Source organism: Yoonia sp. TsM2_T14_4 (genome assembly GCF_049602355.1).
Classification (GTDB): domain Bacteria; phylum Pseudomonadota; class Alphaproteobacteria; order Rhodobacterales; family Rhodobacteraceae; genus Yoonia; species Yoonia vestfoldensis_A.
Genome location: NZ_CP187137.1, coordinates 1,134,953 through 1,154,250, shown reverse-complemented (window position 1 = coordinate 1,154,250; position 19,298 = coordinate 1,134,953). Strand labels below are relative to the sequence as shown.

At 60.8% G+C, this 19,298-nt stretch carries 17 protein-coding genes; 6 read left to right on the top strand and 11 right to left on the bottom strand.

From position 1 onward, the window contains the following. Positions 1-53: 53 nt before the first annotated feature. The 3 genes from ACPF9B_RS05645 to hemB all read right to left on the bottom strand — a co-directional run bounded on the left by ACPF9B_RS05645 (position 54) and on the right by hemB (position 3,141). Complete coding sequence (locus ACPF9B_RS05645) at positions 54-611, bottom strand: YSC84-related protein (protein WP_040482794.1); 558 nt, start codon at positions 609-611, stop codon at positions 54-56. 147 nt (positions 612-758) lie between these two features. Further along, a complete protein-coding gene (locus ACPF9B_RS05640; protein WP_424179833.1) occupies positions 759-2,075 on the bottom strand; it encodes a methyl-accepting chemotaxis protein in 1,317 nt (438 codons plus the stop codon). A 67-nt stretch (positions 2,076-2,142) separates the two neighbouring features. Then, complete coding sequence (hemB, locus tag ACPF9B_RS05635) at positions 2,143-3,141, bottom strand: porphobilinogen synthase (RefSeq protein WP_424179831.1); 999 nt, start codon at positions 3,139-3,141, stop codon at positions 2,143-2,145. A 119-nt stretch (positions 3,142-3,260) separates the two neighbouring features. Between hemB and ACPF9B_RS05630 the strand changes: the two genes are divergently transcribed. Both ACPF9B_RS05630 and mfd read left to right on the top strand, forming a co-directional pair. Further along, positions 3,261-3,782 carry a hypothetical protein gene (locus ACPF9B_RS05630; protein WP_424179829.1) on the top strand — a complete coding sequence of 174 codons (522 nt, stop codon included), beginning with the start codon at positions 3,261-3,263 and terminating at the stop codon, positions 3,780-3,782. A 41-nt stretch (positions 3,783-3,823) separates the two neighbouring features. Further along, positions 3,824-7,270, top strand: a complete 3,447-nt coding sequence (gene mfd / locus ACPF9B_RS05625; protein ID WP_424179827.1) for a transcription-repair coupling factor — start codon at positions 3,824-3,826, stop codon at positions 7,268-7,270. Positions 7,271-7,347: 77 nt separating this feature from the next. On the opposite strand, the gene ACPF9B_RS05620 is transcribed toward mfd, so the two are convergent. Both ACPF9B_RS05620 and ACPF9B_RS05615 read right to left on the bottom strand, forming a co-directional pair. After that, positions 7,348-8,556, bottom strand: a complete 1,209-nt coding sequence (locus ACPF9B_RS05620; RefSeq protein ID WP_007204888.1) for a multidrug effflux MFS transporter — start codon at positions 8,554-8,556, stop codon at positions 7,348-7,350. Further along, positions 8,553-9,197 (bottom strand): DsbA family oxidoreductase, encoded by a 645-nt coding sequence (locus tag ACPF9B_RS05615; RefSeq protein ID WP_007204889.1) that lies wholly within the window; start codon positions 9,195-9,197, stop codon positions 8,553-8,555. The genes ACPF9B_RS05620 and ACPF9B_RS05615 overlap by 4 nt, the downstream gene beginning before the upstream one ends. 96 nt (positions 9,198-9,293) lie before the next feature. Between ACPF9B_RS05615 and ACPF9B_RS05610 the strand changes: the two genes are divergently transcribed. Then, on the top strand, positions 9,294-9,917 hold the full coding sequence (locus ACPF9B_RS05610) for a helix-turn-helix domain-containing protein (RefSeq protein WP_007204890.1): 624 nt from the start codon (positions 9,294-9,296) through the stop codon (positions 9,915-9,917). A 79-nt stretch (positions 9,918-9,996) separates the two neighbouring features. On the opposite strand, the gene ACPF9B_RS05605 is transcribed toward ACPF9B_RS05610, so the two are convergent. After that, entirely contained in the window at positions 9,997-11,829 is a 1,833-nt protein-coding gene (locus ACPF9B_RS05605; protein WP_424179824.1) for an extracellular solute-binding protein, read from the bottom strand. A 252-nt stretch (positions 11,830-12,081) separates the two neighbouring features. On the opposite strand from ACPF9B_RS05605, the gene ACPF9B_RS05600 reads away from it, so the two are divergent. Continuing rightward, the gene (locus ACPF9B_RS05600; protein ID WP_424179822.1) at positions 12,082-12,855 is read left to right on the top strand and encodes a 3-hydroxybutyrate dehydrogenase; all 774 of its coding nucleotides are present in this window, start codon (positions 12,082-12,084) and stop codon (positions 12,853-12,855) included. After that, entirely contained in the window at positions 12,852-13,883 is a 1,032-nt protein-coding gene (locus ACPF9B_RS05595) for a patatin-like phospholipase family protein (RefSeq protein WP_424179820.1), read from the top strand. Before ACPF9B_RS05600 ends, ACPF9B_RS05595 begins: the two co-directional genes overlap by 4 nt. On the opposite strand, the gene ACPF9B_RS05590 is transcribed toward ACPF9B_RS05595, so the two are convergent. The 5 genes from ACPF9B_RS05590 to ACPF9B_RS05570 form a co-directional block, all read right to left on the bottom strand. Continuing rightward, positions 13,876-14,478 carry a LysE/ArgO family amino acid transporter gene (locus ACPF9B_RS05590; RefSeq protein ID WP_424179818.1) on the bottom strand — a complete coding sequence of 201 codons (603 nt, stop codon included), beginning with the start codon at positions 14,476-14,478 and terminating at the stop codon, positions 13,876-13,878. The genes ACPF9B_RS05595 and ACPF9B_RS05590 overlap by 8 nt on opposite strands. A 4-nt stretch (positions 14,479-14,482) precedes the next feature. Next, a complete protein-coding gene (locus ACPF9B_RS05585; protein ID WP_424179816.1) occupies positions 14,483-15,211 on the bottom strand; it encodes a DUF502 domain-containing protein in 729 nt (242 codons plus the stop codon). 82 nt (positions 15,212-15,293) lie between these two features. Next, positions 15,294-16,202 carry a pseudouridine-5'-phosphate glycosidase gene (locus tag ACPF9B_RS05580; protein ID WP_424179814.1) on the bottom strand — a complete coding sequence of 303 codons (909 nt, stop codon included), beginning with the start codon at positions 16,200-16,202 and terminating at the stop codon, positions 15,294-15,296. Next, entirely contained in the window at positions 16,199-17,089 is an 891-nt protein-coding gene (locus ACPF9B_RS05575; protein ID WP_424179812.1) for a PfkB family carbohydrate kinase, read from the bottom strand. The genes ACPF9B_RS05580 and ACPF9B_RS05575 overlap by 4 nt, the downstream gene beginning before the upstream one ends. A gap of 38 nt (positions 17,090-17,127) precedes the next feature. Further along, the gene (locus ACPF9B_RS05570; RefSeq protein WP_424179810.1) at positions 17,128-17,928 is read right to left on the bottom strand and encodes a DUF4198 domain-containing protein; all 801 of its coding nucleotides are present in this window, start codon (positions 17,926-17,928) and stop codon (positions 17,128-17,130) included. Between ACPF9B_RS05570 and ACPF9B_RS05565 the strand changes: the two genes are divergently transcribed. Then, positions 17,927-19,267 carry a HupE/UreJ family protein gene (locus ACPF9B_RS05565; RefSeq protein ID WP_424179808.1) on the top strand — a complete coding sequence of 447 codons (1,341 nt, stop codon included), beginning with the start codon at positions 17,927-17,929 and terminating at the stop codon, positions 19,265-19,267. The genes ACPF9B_RS05570 and ACPF9B_RS05565 overlap by 2 nt on opposite strands. The last annotated feature ends 31 nt before the right edge of the window (positions 19,268-19,298 follow it).

The window sequence follows — 19,298 nt, the reverse complement described above, 5'->3', positions numbered from 1 at the left end:
CAGGGGCGGTCAGGTCCGGCGTTCCGTTTGCGACATCTCGTGTCGCGGTGGCGTTACGGGATGATCCGCGTGTATTTGCTGCCTTCGAGCGTCGCACCGACCCGCAGACCGGTCTGGCCGAACACGACCGCGATCACCGGCGACAGCGATGTCGTGGTTTCTGCGCGTAACATGTCGCTTTGGTTGCTGAAGGCATAATCAATACTGGCACCCGCGGCCCAACCGGGCGCTTGGCGGAATTCCAACAGCGCATCAGGCGTCATGAAGAACAGCACAGAGCTGAATTGCTGCGCCCCGATCTGCAGACCGGCACTGCCTGTGGTGGCGGAATAATAATCCACCGTCGATTGCCCGACGCGCAACGCGCCGCGCCCGAATGACCCGCCAAAACCGAACCCCGCATTGGTCACCAAGGGCATCACCAACAGGCCCGATGCGCGCGACGCAAGATCGCGGGTACCGGGAAATTCGGTATACATCTGTTCCAATGTTGCATCGACGCGCGCATCGATGGTCGCGCCCGCACTACTGCCGATGCCGTTGTTACAAGCGGCAAGGCTGCCCGCCGCCATCAGGCCAAGCGCGAAACCACGCCGAGAAAATCTGCTCATATCAATCTGCCCTTTGCCAATTCGGGACGTTAGCCGCCCTTCGTCGCGCGATGATAGGCGATAGTGACGAAAGTGTCACGCGTTTGGTGTCGCTGCGCGGATATTTCCCACCAGTCAGTACGCGGGCTTGCGCCCTGCGCCAACATGTCATCCCGCGCGCCGCATCGGCGTCTTGTCGCTTTCGCTGGCATTCAGCTGCGACATCTGGTCGATCAGCGCGCCCACATTGCCCACCAGCGACGTGTTGGATTGCGCAAGCTGGTCCACCATTCCGGCGTTTTGCTGGGTGACAACATCAAGATGGCCAACACCAACGTTCAGTTCAGCCAGCGCATTGGATTGCTGGCGCGCGCTTTCGCTGATCGCGCCCATCGTTTCGCTGATCGTGCCAATGCTTTTGACGATGTTCTTCAGCTCGTCACCGGTATTGTTGACGAGATCGACCCCGTTTGTCACCTGCGTCGCGCTGCGGCTGATCAAAGATTTGATCTCCCCTGCCGCGTCCTGCGCACGATGCGCAAGGCCGCGCACCTCTGATGCGACAACGGCAAAGCCGCGGCCTGCATCGCCCGCGCGCGCGGCTTCGACACCGGCGTTCAGCGCCAGCAGATTGGTCTGAAAGGCGATATCGTCGATCACGGCGATGATCTTTGAAATCTCGCTAGATGAATTGGCAATCTGCGACATCGCATCTATCGCGCGCTGGACAACAGCATCGCTTTTGCGCGCACCGGCGGCGGTCTGGGTGGCCAGGTCTTCGGCATCCGTCAGGCGTTTGGTGGATAACCGCACGGTCGTGGTCAATTCTTCCAGCGCGGCGGCCGTCTGTTCCAGCGTCGCCGCCTGCGCGGTTGTGCGCGACGATAATTCCGAGGATGCATGTTCCAGATCACCGGTGATCGTGCGGACCTGTTGCGCGATCTGTGACACGTTGCGCAAGATATCGGCCAGACGGACGCTGGCCTTGTTAAAGGCGGTGCCGATATCATCAACATCGGACAGCCCGAAATGCGGCAACCGGTAGGTCAGATCACCGCCGCTCAGCGCATCAAGACCCTTGGCGATTTCGACAAAAGCGTCATTGCGCTGGGTCACGTCGGTGGCCACCTTGATCACGATTGCAACCGCGCCGGTCGCATCGCGCACACCGGCATAGGTCGCCTGGATCCAGATCATCCGCCCGCTTTTGCAGCGGCGCTGAAACCGGTCGGTAAATGGTTCGCCCCGCCCCAGCCGGTCCCAGAAATCGCGGTATTCGGCGGAATTGGCATAGCTGGGATCGACGAACATCCGGTGGTGTTTGCCCTGAATTTCGGCCAGCGGATATTCCAGCGTCTTGCAGAAATTTTCGTTCGCCGTGATGATGGTTCCATCGAGACCAAAGCGGATGACGGCCTGCGTCTGGTCAATCATCGTCAAAAGAGGATCGGGAGACGGCACGTCTTTTTTGTAAAATAATGGCACTTGCAAATCTTTCTAGCGTTAACGTGATGCCGAAAGACTTACATGAGCAGATTACCAAATGGTTTATTTAGCCCTGCAGCGCCTTTGCCGCATCCATTGCGAAATAGGTCAGCACGCCGTCACAACCTGAACGTTTAAAGGCCAAAAGGCTTTCCATCATGATGCGTTCCCCGTCCAGCCAACCGTTCTGGATCGCGGCCTGCATCATCGCGTATTCACCGCTGACCTGGTAGGCATAGGTCGGCACGCCGAAGGTGTCTTTGACCCGCCGGCAGATATCAAGATAAGGCATGCCGGGCTTGACCATGACCATATCGGCCCCTTCGGACAGATCGCGCGCGACAAGGCGCAGCGCCTCGTCACTATTGCCGGGGTCCATCTGATAGGTCTTTTTGTCGCCGGTCAGCGCCGAGGACGCGCCCACCGCATCGCGGAACGGGCCATAAAACGCCGAGGCATATTTCGCGGCATAGCTCAGGATCGTGACATGGCTGTGACCTTCGGATTCCAACGCGGCACGGATCGCGCCGATGCGCCCGTCCATCATATCCGATGGGCCGAGGATATCAGCACCGGCATCCGCCTGCGCCAGCGCCATTTTCACCAAGGCATCGACCGTGCGGTCATTCACAATCTCGCCGTTTTCGACAAAACCGTCATGGCCATTGATGTTATAGGGGTCCAGCGCGATATCGGTCATCACGGCGATATCGGGGGCGGCATCCTTGATCGCGCGGATCGCTTGATTGGTCAGGTTGTTTGCATCCCAAGCCATGGCGCAATCGGCCGTCCGCGCCTCCATCCCCGTATAGGGAAAAATGCAGATCGCGGGTATACCCAGCGCCTGCGCCTCGACCGCCGCCTTTGCGATCCGGTCCACGGTGCGCCGCATCACGCCGGGCATCGAGGTGACAGGCGTTTCATCGTCGCGGCCTTCCATCACAAAGACCGGCCAGATCAAATCATCCACCGTCAGCGTGTGCTGGCGGGCAAGCGCGCGCAGGGCAGGGGTCCGGCGCATCCGGCGCAGGCGGGTGATGGGAAAGGCGGGGGTGATCGGGGTCATGGGGCGGCCTTTGCGATGAATATGCCCTTTGGTCGCATGGATTTTGCGGCATCACAAGTCTGGGCAATCGCACGACGGCCCGCTATCGTCTGCGCTGACACAGATTACCGGACCATAGCTTGACCCTGATCGACATCATCACGAGCCTGATTGATTTCAGGACCTTTTCCAGCATCTGGTATTGGCTGGCGGTCTTGGTGACCTGGGCCGTTGCCACCCATTGGGTGATCGGCGTGCCGTTCGACATGGTCGTGCGCGCACGCAGGCAGGGCGGGCAGGCGGCGCAGGATCTCGAAATAATGGTGGCGATCAACCTGCGCCGGTTGATGACGATTTCGGGCACACCGGCTGTCATTCTGGTTGGTATCGGGGCGTTTGTCGTCACGGCAGCGGCGATGCTGGGTTTTGTTTACAGGCTGGAACTGGCGCAGGGGCTGTTCTGTCTGGCCTTTCCGCTGGTCTTTGTCGGGCTGCTGACGCAGCGCAGCTGCCAGCAATTCGCGCAGGACCAACCGACCGGACCCGCCTTGATCCTGGCCATGGTGCGGCTGCGGTTCTGGATTCAGCTGATCGCAATTACAGCGCTGTTCTGCACTGCACTTTTGGGGATCTATGTCCTGCTGAGCCAACGCTTCGGGTGATGAGCAGTTGACACGGCCCCGGCGCAGGATATCTCGGCGCAATGTCTGATCATACCCATATCACCGTCAGCGGCGCGCCCGAAGGGTTTGACGCCAAACTGATCCTTGCCGAATTGGCCAAGGGCCAGCCCGTTTGCCATATCGCGCGCGATGACAAAAGGCTGGCGGCCGTGCAATCGGCGCTGGCGTTCTTTGCGCCCGGCGTGCCGGTGTTCGTTTTCCCCGCGTGGGATTGCCTGCCCTATGACCGGGTATCGCCCAACACAGATATTTCCGCCGCGCGCATGGCCACATTGGCAGCCCTTGTCCACGGGATGCCCGGCCAGTTCATCCTGCTGACCACACTGTCGGCGGCGACCCAGCGCGTGCCAGCGCGCAGCACATTGCGCGAGGCGGCATTTACCGCAACCGTTGGCAAACGGCTGGATGAAGGGGCATTGCGCGCCTTTCTGGTAAGGATGGGGTTCACCCAAAGCCCCAATGTGATGGAACCAGGCGATTATGCCGTGCGCGGTGGGATCATCGACATCTTTCCACCGGGCCAATCCGGCCCTGTGCGGCTGGATCTGTTCGGCGATGTGCTGGATGCCGCGCGCCGGTTTGACCCCGCCACCCAGCGCACGGTTGAAAAACTGACCGAAGTGGAACTGGCGCCGGTGTCCGAAGTGATCTTGGACGAGGCCGCAATCACCCGGTTCCGGCAGAATTACCGGATCGAATTTGGTGCCGCCGGCACCGATGACCCGCTTTACGAGGCGGTCAGCGCGGGGCGCAAGCATGCGGGCGTCGAACATTGGCTGGGGTTCTTTCAGGACGATCTGGAAACCCTGTTCGATTACCTGCCCAAGGCGACCATCACGCTCGACGACCAGATCGGCCCGCAACGCGTGGCGCGGTGGGAATCCATCGCCGACCAATACGGCACGCGGATGCATGCGCTGACGCAAAAGGGGCGGATGGATTCGGTCTATAAACCGGCCCCACCGCAATTGTTGTATCTGGACGATGCCGCGTGGGCGCGCGCCGTGGCCGAGCGCCGCGTGTTGCAGTTTTCACCGCACAAACAGGCCACCGGCCCCGGCGTCATCGACGCGGGCGGGCGCATGGGGCGCAGTTTCGCCCCTGAACGCCAACAAGAGAACCTGAGCCTGTTCGGGGCCTTGGCCGCGCATATCAAGGCGCGCAGCGCCAAAGGCCCGGTCATTGTCGCCTCTTATTCCGATGGCGCGCGCGAACGGCTCGAAGGCTTGATCGAGGATGAAGGTGTTGGCGAGACGATTGCCATCAGTGATTTTTCGCGCATCGGCAAAACCGGCGTCTATCTGGCGGTCTGGCCTTTGGATCAGGGGTTTGAATCCCCCGGCCTGACGGTGATTTCCGAACAGGACGTGCTGGGCGACCGGCTGATCCGCCAGACCAAGCGCAAACGGCGTGCCGAAAATTTCCTCTCCGAGGCCAACAGCCTTGCCCCCGGCGATCTGGTGGTCCACGTCGATCACGGTGTCGGCCGGTTCGAGGGGATGGAGGTTGTCACAGCACTTGGTGCCGCGCATGAATGCCTGCTGATCGCCTATGCCGAGGAAACCAAGCTTTACCTGCCGGTCGAGAACATCGAGCTTTTGTCGAAATACGGCCATGAGGCCGGATTGCTGGACAAACTGGGCGGCGGTGCATGGCAAGCGAAAAAAGCACGGCTCAAGGAACGCATCCGCCAGATTGCCGAACGGCTGATCCGTGTCGCCGCCGAACGTGCGCTGCGCAAAGCCCCCGTACTGGAACCGGAATCAGGGCTGTGGGATCAATTCCTTGCGCGCTTTCCCTATGCCGAAACCGATGACCAGCTATCGGCCATCGATGATGTGCTCAGTGATCTGGGATCAGGTCAGCCGATGGACCGGCTGATCTGCGGCGATGTGGGCTTTGGCAAGACCGAAGTGGCCATTCGCGCCGCTTTCGTTGCGGCAATGGCGGGTGTGCAGGTGGCGATTGTGGCGCCCACAACCTTGCTCGCGCGCCAGCATTACCAAAGCTTTGCCGAAAGGTTCCGTGGCTTTCCGGTCAATGTGCGGCCTTTGTCGCGGTTCGTGTCACCGCGCGATGCGGCATTGACCCGTGACGGGATCGCCAAAGGTACGGTTGATATCGTGATCGGCACCCATGCGCTGCTGGCAAAGGCGGTGAATTTCAAGAACCTTGGCTTGTTGATCATCGACGAGGAACAGAAATTCGGCGTGCAGCACAAGGAACGGCTGAAACAATTGCGCACCGACGTGCATGTGCTGACCCTGACCGCCACGCCGATCCCGCGGACCTTGCAATTGTCGCTGTCGGGCGTGCGCGATCTGTCGGTTATTGGCACACCGCCGATCGACCGTCTGGCGATCCGCACCTATGTGTCCGAATTCGACACGATCACCGTACGCGAGGCGCTCTTGCGCGAACATTATCGTGGCGGGCAGAGTTTCATCGTCGTCCCCCGCATCACCGATATGGACGAGATGGAAGCGTTTTTGCGCGAAGAAGTCCCCGAAGTGACATTCATCAGCGCCACGGGCCAGATGGCGGCGGGCGAATTGGACGACCGGATGAACGCCTTTTACGACGGCAAATATGATGTGCTGCTGGCGACAACGATTGTGGAATCCGGCCTCGATATTCCAACCGCCAATACGATGATCGTCTGGCGGGCGGATATGTTCGGGCTGTCGCAATTGTATCAGATCAGGGGCAGGGTGGGCCGCTCCAAGACCCGCGCCTATGCCTATCTGACGACAAAACCGCGCCAGAAACTGACCACTACCGCGCAGAAACGTCTGCGCGTGCTGGGGTCCATCGACAGTCTGGGGGCAGGGTTTACGCTCGCGTCGCAAGACCTCGACATCCGTGGTGCGGGCAATTTACTGGGCGAGGAACAATCCGGCCAGATGCGCGAAGTGGGCTATGAGCTTTACCAGCAGATGCTGGAAGACCAGATCAATGCGATCCGGTCAGGCGCTGCCGAAGGCATCATCGACGACGGCCAATGGGCGCCGCAGATCAACCTGGGTGTGCCGGTTCTGATCCCCGAAGATTATGTCCCCGACCTTGACGTGCGTCTGGGGCTGTACCGCCGCCTGTCGAACCTGACCACCAAGGTCGAGTTGGAAGGTTTCGCCGCCGAACTGATCGACCGTTTCGGCCCGCTGCCGCGCGAGGTGAACACGCTGCTGCTGGTCGTGCGGATCAAGGCGATGTGCAAAAAGGCGGGCATCAGCCAGCTGGATGCAGGGCCAAAGGGTGCCACGATCCGGTTCCATAATGACAAATTCGCCTCGCCTGCGGGGCTGGTGGATTTTATCAACGACCAGCGCGGACAGGCCAAGGTCAAGGATAACAAGATCGTCGTGCTGCGCGATTGGGACAAGGAACGCGACAAGATACAAGGAGCGTTCAACATCGCGCGCGATCTGGCGGCAAAACTTGCGGAAGAAACGAAAAAAGCAGGGTAGAAACCTGCTTTTTCCGGTCTCCGACGGGGATCGCGTCAAATTGCGCTATGCGCGAATTGGCGGGCTCGGAAGATGGGTTATGCGTCGCCCGGCCGCGTGATCTTGGTTGTCAGCCAGAGCGCAATGCTGGCCGCCACCAAAGCCCCCACCGCCATCGGCAGCGGCGTGCCGTCAAACATCAGCGCGATGGGGGCGGCGATCATGACCGCGCCAATCGTCGAAATCGCCGCGATGATCGAGGCAGCAAGACCCGCCATATGGCCCATGTCTTCCATCGCCAGTGCGTTCAAATTGCCGATTGTCAGCCCCGCCTGAAAGAAATTGCCGGTGACCCAGATCACATAGGTGCCAAACGCCAGCCAATAGGGGCCATCCACCGCCGTGATCGCGATCATTGCCAGCGTGATGCCGATTTGAACAATCAGCATCGCCTTGATGATCGCGCGCATCCCCAGCCGCATCACTAGCCGCGCATTCAGCAGGCTGGCGCTGGCGGCCAGAATGGCGATGCCGCCGAACCAGTAATGAAAATACGCGCCTTGGCCAAAGGTGACATCGAACACCTGCTGGGTCGAGGACAGCACGATGAACAGGATGCCAAAAACCAGCGTCTGCACCGCGATCGACAGCCGCGCCGTGCGATGCGCGAACATCTCGACTGTGGCGGTGTAAAGGGCCCTAATGCTCAGCGCGCGGCGGTTTTCAGGCATCAGCGTCTCGGGCTGCCGGATCAACAGCCACAGCAGCGTGATCACTGAAAACAACATGAACGCGGCAAAGATCGCCCGCCAGCCAAAGCCCAGAATGATGAAATGCCCCAAGGTCGGAGCCAAGGCAGGCACCAGCGCAAAGACCGCCATCACGAAGGACATGATCCGCGCCATATCACGCCCCTGATAGATGTCGCGCACCAGTGCCATGGCGACAACCCGCGGCCCAGAGGCCCCCAGCCCCATCAGCACCCGTGCAGCCAGCATCAGTTCGAGCGATTGCGCGGCCCAAGCCAGCCCGCAGCCGACAACATAGACCACCGCGCCCGCGATCATCACCGGCTTGCGCCCGTAAGCATCCGACAAAGGCCCGGTGAACAAGGTACCGATCCCCATGCCCAGCACGAAACTTGTGATGATCAGCTGCGCATTGTTCAGATTGTCAGGGCTGAGCGCAGCCCCGATTTGCGGCAAGGCGGGCAGCATCGCGTCAATCGAAAACGCGACCGTCGCCACCACCATCGCCATCAGCGCGATAAATTCGGTTTGGCCCAACCGCTGGCGTGGGCTGATCATGCCTCGTCGCCAATTTGGGCAATGATATCACTGATAATTTTGACCCAAAGATCGGTTGGCTGCGCGCCCGGCACCGCATGTTGATTGGCCACCACAAAGGTCGGCACCGCGCTGATGCCCATGTCGCGGCTATGCGCATCACGCGCACGGATATCGGCGGTATCGGCGTCAGAGGCCAGCAGCCGGGTGATAAGGGCGGCATCCATTTCCGCCATATCGGCAATATCGGCGAGCACTTCGTGGCTGCCGATGTCGCGGCCTTCGACAAAGTAAGCCTTGAACAAAAGGTCCACAACCAGCAGCTGGCGCGCCTCGATTCCGGCCCAATGGATCAGGCGATGCGCGTCGATTGTATTGGGGGTGACCTGCATCGCTTCGAAATTGATGGTCAGACCTGCCTTTTCGGCATGCGCGACGACGGGCGCATAGGCTTTCGCCGCCGCGGCCTTGCCGCCGAATTTGGTTTCGAGATAGGTTTTGCGGTCCATCCCGCCTGCAGGCATATCGGGGTTCAGCTGGAACGGATGCCATTCGATCGTGAACGGATGATCGACAAATTGCGCCAATGCCGCGTCCAGATTGGCCTTGCCAATATAGCACCAAGGGCAGATCGGGTCGGAAATGATATCGAGTTTGACCATGCTGGCCCCCTGAGACTGTGGGATGAAAATATGTCACAGGGGTATCGGCACGCTGGGTCAGTTGCAAGATGAGCTGCGCCTGCGTAAAGAATTGCCATGACCGAGATCGACCCCAGAAACTTGATCCGCATCGCGCATGAAAACGGGTCCGCCAGCGTGGCGCAGCCGTTGGATCTGGGCGCGCGGGTGCGTGAATTGCGCAAGGCGCGTGACTGGACACTGGAACAGGCCGCACGGCAGGCGGGGCTGGCGCGGTCCACCCTGTCCAAGATCGAGAACGGCCAGATGTCGCCGACCTATGATGCGCTCAAAAAGCTGGCGGTGGGGCTGGATATTTCGGTGCCGCAATTATTCACGCCGCCGGCCAAAGGGCAGGTCAACGGGCGCATGGCCGTGACCCGCGGCGGACAGGAAGCGGTGCAGATCACCACGACCTATGAACATGCGTTGCTGGCTGAAAGCCTGAGTACGAAAAAGATGTTGCCTTACCGCGCCCGGGTGCGCGCGCGGTCGATGGAGGAATTCGATGGCTGGGTGCGCCACGACGGCGAGGAATTTCTGTATGTGCTGACCGGACAGGTGCGGCTTTATACCGAATTTTACGAGCCAATCGCGCTGAAACGCGGCGACAGCGCCTATTACGATGCCGCGATGGGCCACAATGTTGTGTCCATCAGCGCCGAGGATGCGACGATCCTGTGGGTGACATCGCTGTCCTAGACTTTGATGCGCTCCGCGCGGGGAGTATTTGGGGAAATAAGAAGGTGAAAAGGCCCGGGGCGATCCGGGCCTTTGTGTTTTAATCCTCGTACCACCAGACATCGGGCTGCCAGCCGGGCCAATCGCCGAAGATCGGCAGGTTTTCGGGGTAGCGCAATTCGCGGGCATGGGCGATGCGGCTGATGTTCCACTGATAGATCGGGATCACATAGCGCCCGGCGGTCAGGATGCGGTCGAGCGCTTGGACGGCTGCGACGAAATCATCCTGGCTTTGCGAGGTCAGCAGGCGGTTGATCATCGCATCCACGGCGGGGGATTTCAGTCCCATCACGTTGCGCCCGCCGGGCTGGTCGGCCGCGGCTGCGCCGAAGTAGTTGAACTGTTCGTTGCCAGGCGAGAGCGACAGGCCAACACGGTAATAGGTCATGTCGAAATCATAGGCATCGACGCGTTCCTTGTATTGCGCGCCATCAGCCAGCGACACGCGCGGGGAGATCCCGATCCGCCCCAGCGACTGGACATACATGTCGATGATCGACTGGTTTTCCGACCCGCCCTGTTGGAGCAGGATTTCAAATGTGAACGGGGTTCCGGCTGCGTTGCGCAGCACGCCGTCCTGCACGGTCCAGCCTGCCTGCGCCATCAGATCAAGCGCGGCGGCGGTGCCTGCGCGGTTGCGTTCGGTGCCGTCACCTATGGGTAAATTGTAGCCTTCGAGCGTGCCCGGTATCAGATCGGCGGCGAAGGGGGCGAGGAATTCTGCCACGCGCCCGGTGGCGGGGCCATGGTGCATGCCCAGCGGCGAGTTGGACCAGTAGGAGGTGATGCGCGGCTGTGCGCCGCCGGTCATCGCATCATTGATGAATTCGAAATTGAATGCATGGATCAGCGCATCCCGTACCCGCCAATCGGCGAATTGCGCGCGTCGGGTGTTCATCACGAACCCCGTCATGCCGGAGGGTCGTTCATGGCCCAACACCGACAGGGTGACATCACCGCTCTGCACGGCGGGAAAATCATATTGCCCGTCCCAACGCGCGACGTTGAATTCGCGGTTGGTGGTCACTTCGAGCGTCTTGAACGCCTCGAAAGCGGCGGTTTCATCACCGAAGAATTCGATCCGCACCTCGTCGAAATTATGCAGGCCGCGCTGGAACGGCACATTCACACCCCAATAATCGGGGTTGCGCCGTAGCGAGATGAAGCGTCCGGCCTCGAAATCGTCGATCACATAGGGGGCAGAGGTGATCGGCACCACGTCAAGCGTGCTTTGCGCGAAATCCACACCCTCCCATTGCGCCTTTTTCAGGATCGGGCGCAGGCCCGCGAGCAGCGCCAGTTCACGGTCGGCCACGTTGAAGGTCAGCCGGACCGACCGGTCGCCGGTCTGTGCGATGCTGGCCACACGGGTCCAGAACCCCAGATAACGGGGATGGCCAATGGTGCCCAAGGTTTCAAATGACCAGATCACGTCTGCGACTGTGACGGGGCTGCCGTCAGAGAATCGCGCCTCGGGCCGCAGGGTAAATTCGACCCAATCTCGGTCGGGGCTGGTTTGCACCGATTCGGCCAGCAGGCCGTAAAGCGTGAACGGTTCGTCCAGCGACCGCGCCATCAGGCTTTCGCCGACGAAATAGCGCAATTGCCATGACACCGACCCTTTCAGGATGAAAGGGTTGAGGCTGTCAAAGCCGCCAACCTCTGATGTGACGATGCGCCCGCCCTTGGGGGCATCGGGGTTCGCATAGGGCAGGGACACAAAATCAGGTGGCAGCGCGGGGTCACCATACATAGCTATGCCATGTTGCGGTTCGGCAAAAGCTATGCCCGCCATCGCGATCATCGCCGCGCCCATGCGCCATGCCGCGATCAAGCGGCCAAAATGAAATGCCATTTTCGTGATGTTCCCCATGCATGATACCTTGCTTGGTGGCACCGTAATGACGGTTCTAAGCATTTTCAAACTTTTAGCTTGGAGCCACGCGGGGAATTGCTTATAAAGAGGGCACTGCTCGATAGGTTTCTTGCCTGTATGAAACCTGCCTCAATAACTTAGCGCCCGCCTTGTGCGGGCGTTTTTTTATGGGCTTTGCCGGACCGCAGGTGACCTTTGCAGATGCAGCATGTACAGTGAGTCGCAATCGCAACATCCGGAGACCACGCCATGAATCTGCAAGGAAAAACCGCCATCATCACCGGGTCCACATCGGGGATCGGGCTGGGTATCGCGCGCGCCTTGGCACAGGCGGGGGTCGATGTGGTGCTGAATTCGTTCACCGACACCGAAGATGACCATGCCTGCGCCGCTGATATCGCGTCCAGCACCGGGGTCACGGCGCGGTATATCCAGGCCGATATGTCCAAGGGTGCAGAGTGTCGCCGTCTGATCGCGGATGCGGGTGGCTGCGATATTCTGGTCAACAATGCCGGCATCCAGCATGTCGCCCCGATCCAGGATTTCGACCCAGCCAAATGGGATGCGATCATCGCGATCAACCTGTCATCGGCCTTTCATACCACCGCTGCGGCGGTGACCGGCATGCGCGACCGTGGCTGGGGCCGGATCATCAACGTGGCCTCGGCGCATGGGTTGACGGCCTCGCCCTATAAATCCGCCTATGTTGCGGCCAAGCACGGCATCATCGGCCTGACCAAGACCGTGGGGCTGGAAACTGCGCGCGATCCGATCACCTGTAATGCAATCTGTCCCGGCTATGTCCTGACACCGCTGGTCGAGGCGCAGATCCCCGCAACGATGAAAGAATACGGCATGTCGCGCGACGAGGTGATCGAGAAGGTCATGCTCGCACGCCAACCGTCCAAGCAATTCGCCACGGTCGAGGAATTGGGCGGCACGGCGGTATTTCTGTGTTCGGACGCCGCAGCCCAGATCACCGGCACAGCGATCAGCGTCGATGGAGGCTGGACCGCGCAATGAAGCGGATCAACCTTGCCCTGCAAGGCGGCGGCGCGCATGGCGCCTTTACCTGGGGTGTGCTGGACCGGCTGTTGCAGGACGACGGCATCGAGATTGCCGCGATTTCCGCCACATCGGCGGGGGCGCTGAATGCGGCGGCGCTGAAATCGGGCTGGGTGCGCGATGGACGCACGGGCGCGCGTGAAAACCTTGACTGGCTTTGGGGGCAGGTGGGGGCGGTCACCGACGCGCGGTTGACAGATTGGGTATCGTCCATGGCCCCCGCCGCGCATGTGGTGGCGCAGGCGATGAAATATTCGCCCGCCTATGCCGCGCTCGATATGACATCGCGGATGATGTCGCCCTATGTCACCGGCCCTTTGATGCGCAATCCGCTGGAAAAGATCGTCAAGCAATTCCACTATGATGCGGTCTGCGGCCAGGTTGGTCCTGCGCTGCATATCTGCACGACCAATGTGCGCAGCGGCAAGATCCGCGTTTTCAGCGGCGACGAAATTTCAAGCGATGTCATCATGGCCTCGGCCTGTTTGCCGACGCTGTTTCAGGCGGTGGAATTTACTGATCCGCGCACCGGCAAGTCAGAGGCGTTCTGGGATGGTGGCTATAGCGGGAATCCTGCGCTATTTCCATTGTTCGCCAAGGACTTGCCAGACGATATTCTGGTGGTCAATATCAACCCGCTTTACCGTGCGGAACTGCCGACAGATGTGCAGGCGATCCAGAACCGGATCAACGAGATCAGTTTCAATTCGTCGCTGTTGCGTGAATTGCGCGCCATTGCCTTTGTCAAACGCCTGTTGGCCGATGGGTCGATGGCGCGTGGCACGATGAAGGATGTGATCGTGCATATGATCGCCGATGACGCGCTGATGAATGAATTGAACGTGGCAACCAAGACGATCCCGCAGCCTGTCATCCTTGCGCGGCTGAAAGAGGCGGGGCAGGCGGCGGCGGATGCGTTCTTGAAAAACCACAAATCCGATCTGAACGTCAAAAGCACCGTCGATCTGGACATGATGTTCAACTGACCAGCTTGACCGCCAGCGCCCACATGACCAGCCCGATCAGCAGATCAAGCCGCCGCCAGGCCCGGGCCGATTGCATGACAGGGGCCAACAGCCGCGCGCCATAGCCCAGAGTAAAAAAGAACGTATAGGACGCCAGCACAGCGCCTGCGCCAAAAGCGGCCTTCAGCGCGGTGTCGGTGAATTGTGTCGATACCGCGCCCACCAGCCCCAGCGTGTCCAGATAGACATGCGGGTTCAGCCATGTGAAGGCCGCCCCCGTCGCCAAAACCCGCCACAGGCTGGCCGATACACCTGCAACCTGCATCGCGTAATCGCCCTGATAGGCCGCAAGCAACCGCAACGCGCCGTAAACGGCAAGAAAGGCCGCACCACCCCAGGCCATGATCTGCGGAAACGCCGGATAAAGCGTGACGAGATAGCCAAAGCCCATTACGCCTGCCGTGATCAGCACAGCATCCGACGTGGCGCATAGCAGGCACAGCCAGAACACATGCTGCCGCGCCAGACCCTGCCGTAGCACAAAGGCATTTTGCGCCCCGATCGCCAGGATCAGCGCGAAACCGGTCGCAAAGCCGGTGATCCCCGCAGCTAGCAAGCCATCATTCCGCAGCGTCGGGCAAATCGGCCACGGCTTTGTTGTTGGGATAGACAAGCCCTGCCGAGATCACCAGTTTCGCAGCATCTTCGACGCTCATCTCAAGTTCGATGATGTCGCGGCGCGGCAGGAACAGCAAAAACCCCGATGTCGGGTTCGGTGTGGTTGGCAGGAACACGGTAACGATCACCTCGCCATGCACCAGCTTGGCGTCGATCTCGCCTTTTGCATCGGTCGAGATAAAGGCGATGGCCCAGATACCCTTGCGCGGATATTCGACCAGACAGGCCTTGTCGAAAGACGTCTCGCGCTGGGAAAACACGGTTTCGGCGATCTGTTTGGCGGCATTGTAGATCGACCGCACCACCGGCATCCGGTCCACGAAACGTTCGCCGATCCCGATAAAGGACCGTCCGATCAACCCCTTGCCCAGCCAGCCCACGATGATGGTGAATATCAGGAAGATCACGACACCGACGCCGCGCACATTCACCGTAATCTGGTTCTCTACACCGCGCCCCAGCAGGCGGTTGATCATCGGTTCGGGGTGATAATAATTTGGCACAAACGGCCAGACCCAGCTGTCAACCCAGCCCACAACCGTCCAGATCAGCCAGAGCGTCAGCCCGATTGGCGCGATGATGATCAGCCCCGCCAAAAAGTTCCCGCGCAACCGCGCGATCACCCCGCGCGAGGCGCGGCGTTTGGGGTCGAGGTTCAAAGGATCGGCCATGGCGTTATCCGACGCAAGTTATGCCAACATACCTAAGGACAGCGGCGCGCAGCGGCAAGCCACAGTGCTGACCTGCCAGTGCTTATTTCAGCATTGCTTGCGCGATTTCGGCGGCCAATCGCGCATTGTTGCGCACCAGCGCGATATTGGCGGTCAGCGACCGGCCATCGGTCAGCGCAAAAATCTGGTCCAGCAGGAAAGGTGTCACTGCCTTGGCGCTGATCCTTTGTGCGCGCGCCTCGGCCAGTGCCTTGGCGATGATCGGGGCCAATGTGGCGGCGGGGATTTCATCGGCTATGGGGATCGGGTTGGTCACCAATTGCCCGCCGGCAAGCCCCATCGCAGCGCGCATCTTGTGGCTGGCAGCGATGCTGACGGCATCATCCATCCGCAATGGCGCGGCCAGATCGGATGTGGCCGACCAAAAAGCGGGGATGCTGTCTTGGCCATAGACGATGACCGGCACGCCCAAAGTTTCCAGCACCTCGAATGTCTTTGGCAGATCGAGGATCGCTTTTGCACCTGCGGCCACCACCGTTACCGGCGTCAGCGCCAGTTCTTGCAGATCGGCGGAAATGTCGAAACTGGTTTCCGCCCCGCGATGCACGCCGCCGATACCGCCCGTGGCGAACACCTGGATACCTGCCAGATGCGCCGCGATCATCGTGGCCGCCACTGTCGTCGCCCCCGTGCCGCCTGTGGCGATACAGGCCGCCAGATCAGCGCGCGACAGTTTGGCGACATGCTGCGCCTGACCGAGCGCGTCGAGTTCCGAAGCCTCCAGCCCGATATGGAGCCGCCCCTCCATCACCGCGATCGTCGCAGGCACGGCGCCTGCGTCGCGCACATCCTGTTCGACCAGCCGCGCTGTTTGCACGTTTTGCGGAAACGGCATGCCATGGGTGATAATCGTGCTTTCAAGGGCAACGATGGCACGGCCATCGGCCAATGCTGCGGCCACTTCGGCGCAATAGGTCATGGGGATGGTCATGCAATCTCTCCTGAAACATAAGTAGCGGCGGCCTGGCAGGCGCGGTCAAGGGCTGCGTCGCGCGCCATGCCCTGTGCCTCTGACGCGATATGCGCGGCCATGAATGTGTCACCCGCACCGGTCACGCGCGTGACCATGACGGCAGGGGGCACGCGCGTGATGATGTCGTTGCCTGTCGCCTCTGACGCGGATTGGCCGCCATCGGTGACCAGCACCCGCCGCGCGCCACGCGCGATCAGCCCTGCCGCTGCATCAGCCGAGGATGCGAATGTGGTCTGGCACAACAACCCCGCCTCTTCGAGATTGACGTATAATGTGGCCGAAGGGTGGCCCAGCAGCGCCAGCAGCCGTTCCGCCTTGCCCGGAGATGCAGGCGCGACCCGCAGATCGGCGTTGCGAAACAACGGCGAGGTGGCGATGTCGCGCAGCAAATCAACCGTCAGGTTGCCATCCAGCGCCACAGGCCCCGCCCAGGGTGCCGTCACCGACCCCAGCGCGCCATTGGCAAGCGGGCGCAAGATCTTGTCGCCAGCCGCCTCGAGCGAATGGGCATCGGCGATGGCGGCGATCAGCCCGTTCGCGCCTTCGATGGCCATATAGATATCGGTGGGCAGGTCATCAGAGCGGTAGACATGGTCGCAGATCAGCCCCATGCGCTGTGCGGCACCGATCAGGTCGTCGCCTTCGGTATCGCGGCCCACATTGCTCAGCAATGCAGGCACCATGGCGAACCGGCGCAGGGTCATCGCGATATTCATCGCCACGCCGCCCGGCAGGCGGGTGATCCGCCCCGGCACGTCGGACCCCAGCCGCATCGGGTTGGGCGCGCGCCCGATCACGTCCCACAGGACCGATCCGATACAAAGAATATCAGGTTGCTGCGTCATGCGCGGCTTGTGCCGTGACAGCGTGCAAAGGGCAAGCGTTACTGCGGAACCGCAAAGGTCAGATTGGCCCAAAGCGTTTGCCAGACTGCGCCGGTGGCCTCTTGCAACGGCGCAGCCGGTTCACGGATCAGCACGGCATCCAGCATATATTCATGCGCGGGCAGGACCGCGACACGGGCGATTCCATCGGCATCGGTGCGGATATAGCTGGTCGTGACTTCGCCTTCGGGAGATCTGACAAAAACCTCGATCTGGGCATCGGCGCGCGGGTCGTTGCGATAGAAAAGCTGGACAGCAATGCCATCGGCCAGATTGGCGGTATAGGGGTTGGTCAGGGCAACAAGCTCGGTTTCCAGCCCGACGCGCCGGTCCGCACCCGCGCCAGACCCTACGCTGACCAAGGATTTGGAAAACCGCATGTAGGTTTCGGTAAATCCCGCATCTGGCAGGCCGCGCGCATCATGCATTGCGCGCAGATTACCAAGATCCTTGTGATCGACAAATGCCTGAAACTTGTCCCAATTGGCATATTCAATGCTGGCGGGGGCCGATTGATAGCCCAATATTGCCAGACCATCGCCGATCGGGTCCATTTGCAGAGCGGGCGTATCACCCGGCCTGCCGGTGATTGCCGCTGTCTGGTCGCCCGAAAACTGCAGCGCATTCAAGATGCCACGCGGCAGGAAAGGGATGGTCACGCCAGCAAAGCCTTCGCCATTGACAAGGTTGGCCTGCAACTTACTGTACGGCGACACCTGATAGTCCAGTGGTGCTATCCAGAATTCATGGGCGGTCGCAGGCACCGCCAACAGACAGAAAATGACAGAAAGTGCGCGCATGATTGGTTCCTTATTCGTTTCCTCTAGGGTGTCGCGCCTGCGCGCATTGTCAAGCGCGCTGCTGGTCACGTTGCTGAGCCTGAGTGCCGCCAGCGCGCATGAGGTGATCCCGACCATCGCCGATATGCGGGTGGATGGCGACCGGATCGTGTTCGATCTGCGCGCCAATCTGGAAAGTTTCGTGGCCGGTGTGGACCTGTCGGAAACCACCGATACCGACCTGTCGGCCGAAGCTGCGAGCTATGACAGCCTGCGCGCGCTGGACCCTGACGCGCTGGCCGCGCAATTTAGCGCGTTCTGGCCGCAGATGGCCGCAGCGATCACGTTGCGCGCGGGTGATGTGGTGCTGGTGCCGGAACTGGACAGCGTCACGGTACCGCCCATCGGCAACCCCGCACTTTTGCGCACATCCGACATCCGCTTTAGCGCCGCGCTGCCAGCGGGGGCGACATCAATCGAGTTTGGCTGGACGGGGGCGCTGGGGGCCATCGTGCTGCGCCAGATGGATGTGCCTGAACCTTTTGACGGCTATCTCGACAACGGGGCAACATCCGGCCCTGTCGCGCTGACCGGCGGTGACCGGGCGACCGGTTGGCAAACATTCGCCAATTATATTCCCGTGGGTTTCGACCATATCCTGCCCAAGGGGCTGGATCATATCCTGTTCGTGCTGGGGCTGTTCTTTCTGGCGGCACAGGTTGGCCCGCTGGTGTTGCAAATATCGCTGTTCACGCTGGCGCATACGATCACGCTGGCTTTGGCGGCACTTGGCTATGTCAGCATCCCGGGCGAAATCGTCGAGCCGCTGATCGCGGCATCAATCGTCTTTGTCGCGGTCGAGAATATCTATACACGGCAGGTCAGCCGCTGGCGGCCCTATGTGATCTTTGGCTTCGGGTTGCTGCACGGGTTGGGCTTTGCCTCGGTGCTGGGTGAATTCGGCCTGCCGCAGGATACTTTCGTCGCCGCCCTGATCGGGTTCAACGTGGGCGTCGAGGTCGGCCAGCTTGCGGTGATCGCGGTCATGTTCCTATGTGTCTGGCAGGCCATCCGCATCGACCGTGGCGCCAATGAGGTCGCACAGGGGTTTGCGCTTTATGGCGTGCTGTTTGCGGCCGCCTTGGCGCTGATCGCACTCAACCCGCCGATGCTGGTGGAATTGATGGAAAACCCTGCCTGGGTCTTTGCCGCACCCTTGGCCGCGATCTTTGCGCTGTCGGGGCTGTCGATTGCGCTGCGCGACCAGATTGATGGCTACCGGCGGATCGTGACGATCCCCGCCTCGGCGGCGATTGCGGCGGTGGGGGCTTTTTGGGTCGTGGAACGGGTGTTTTTGTGAAAAATACCTGCCTGCGGCCAAAAACGCGGGC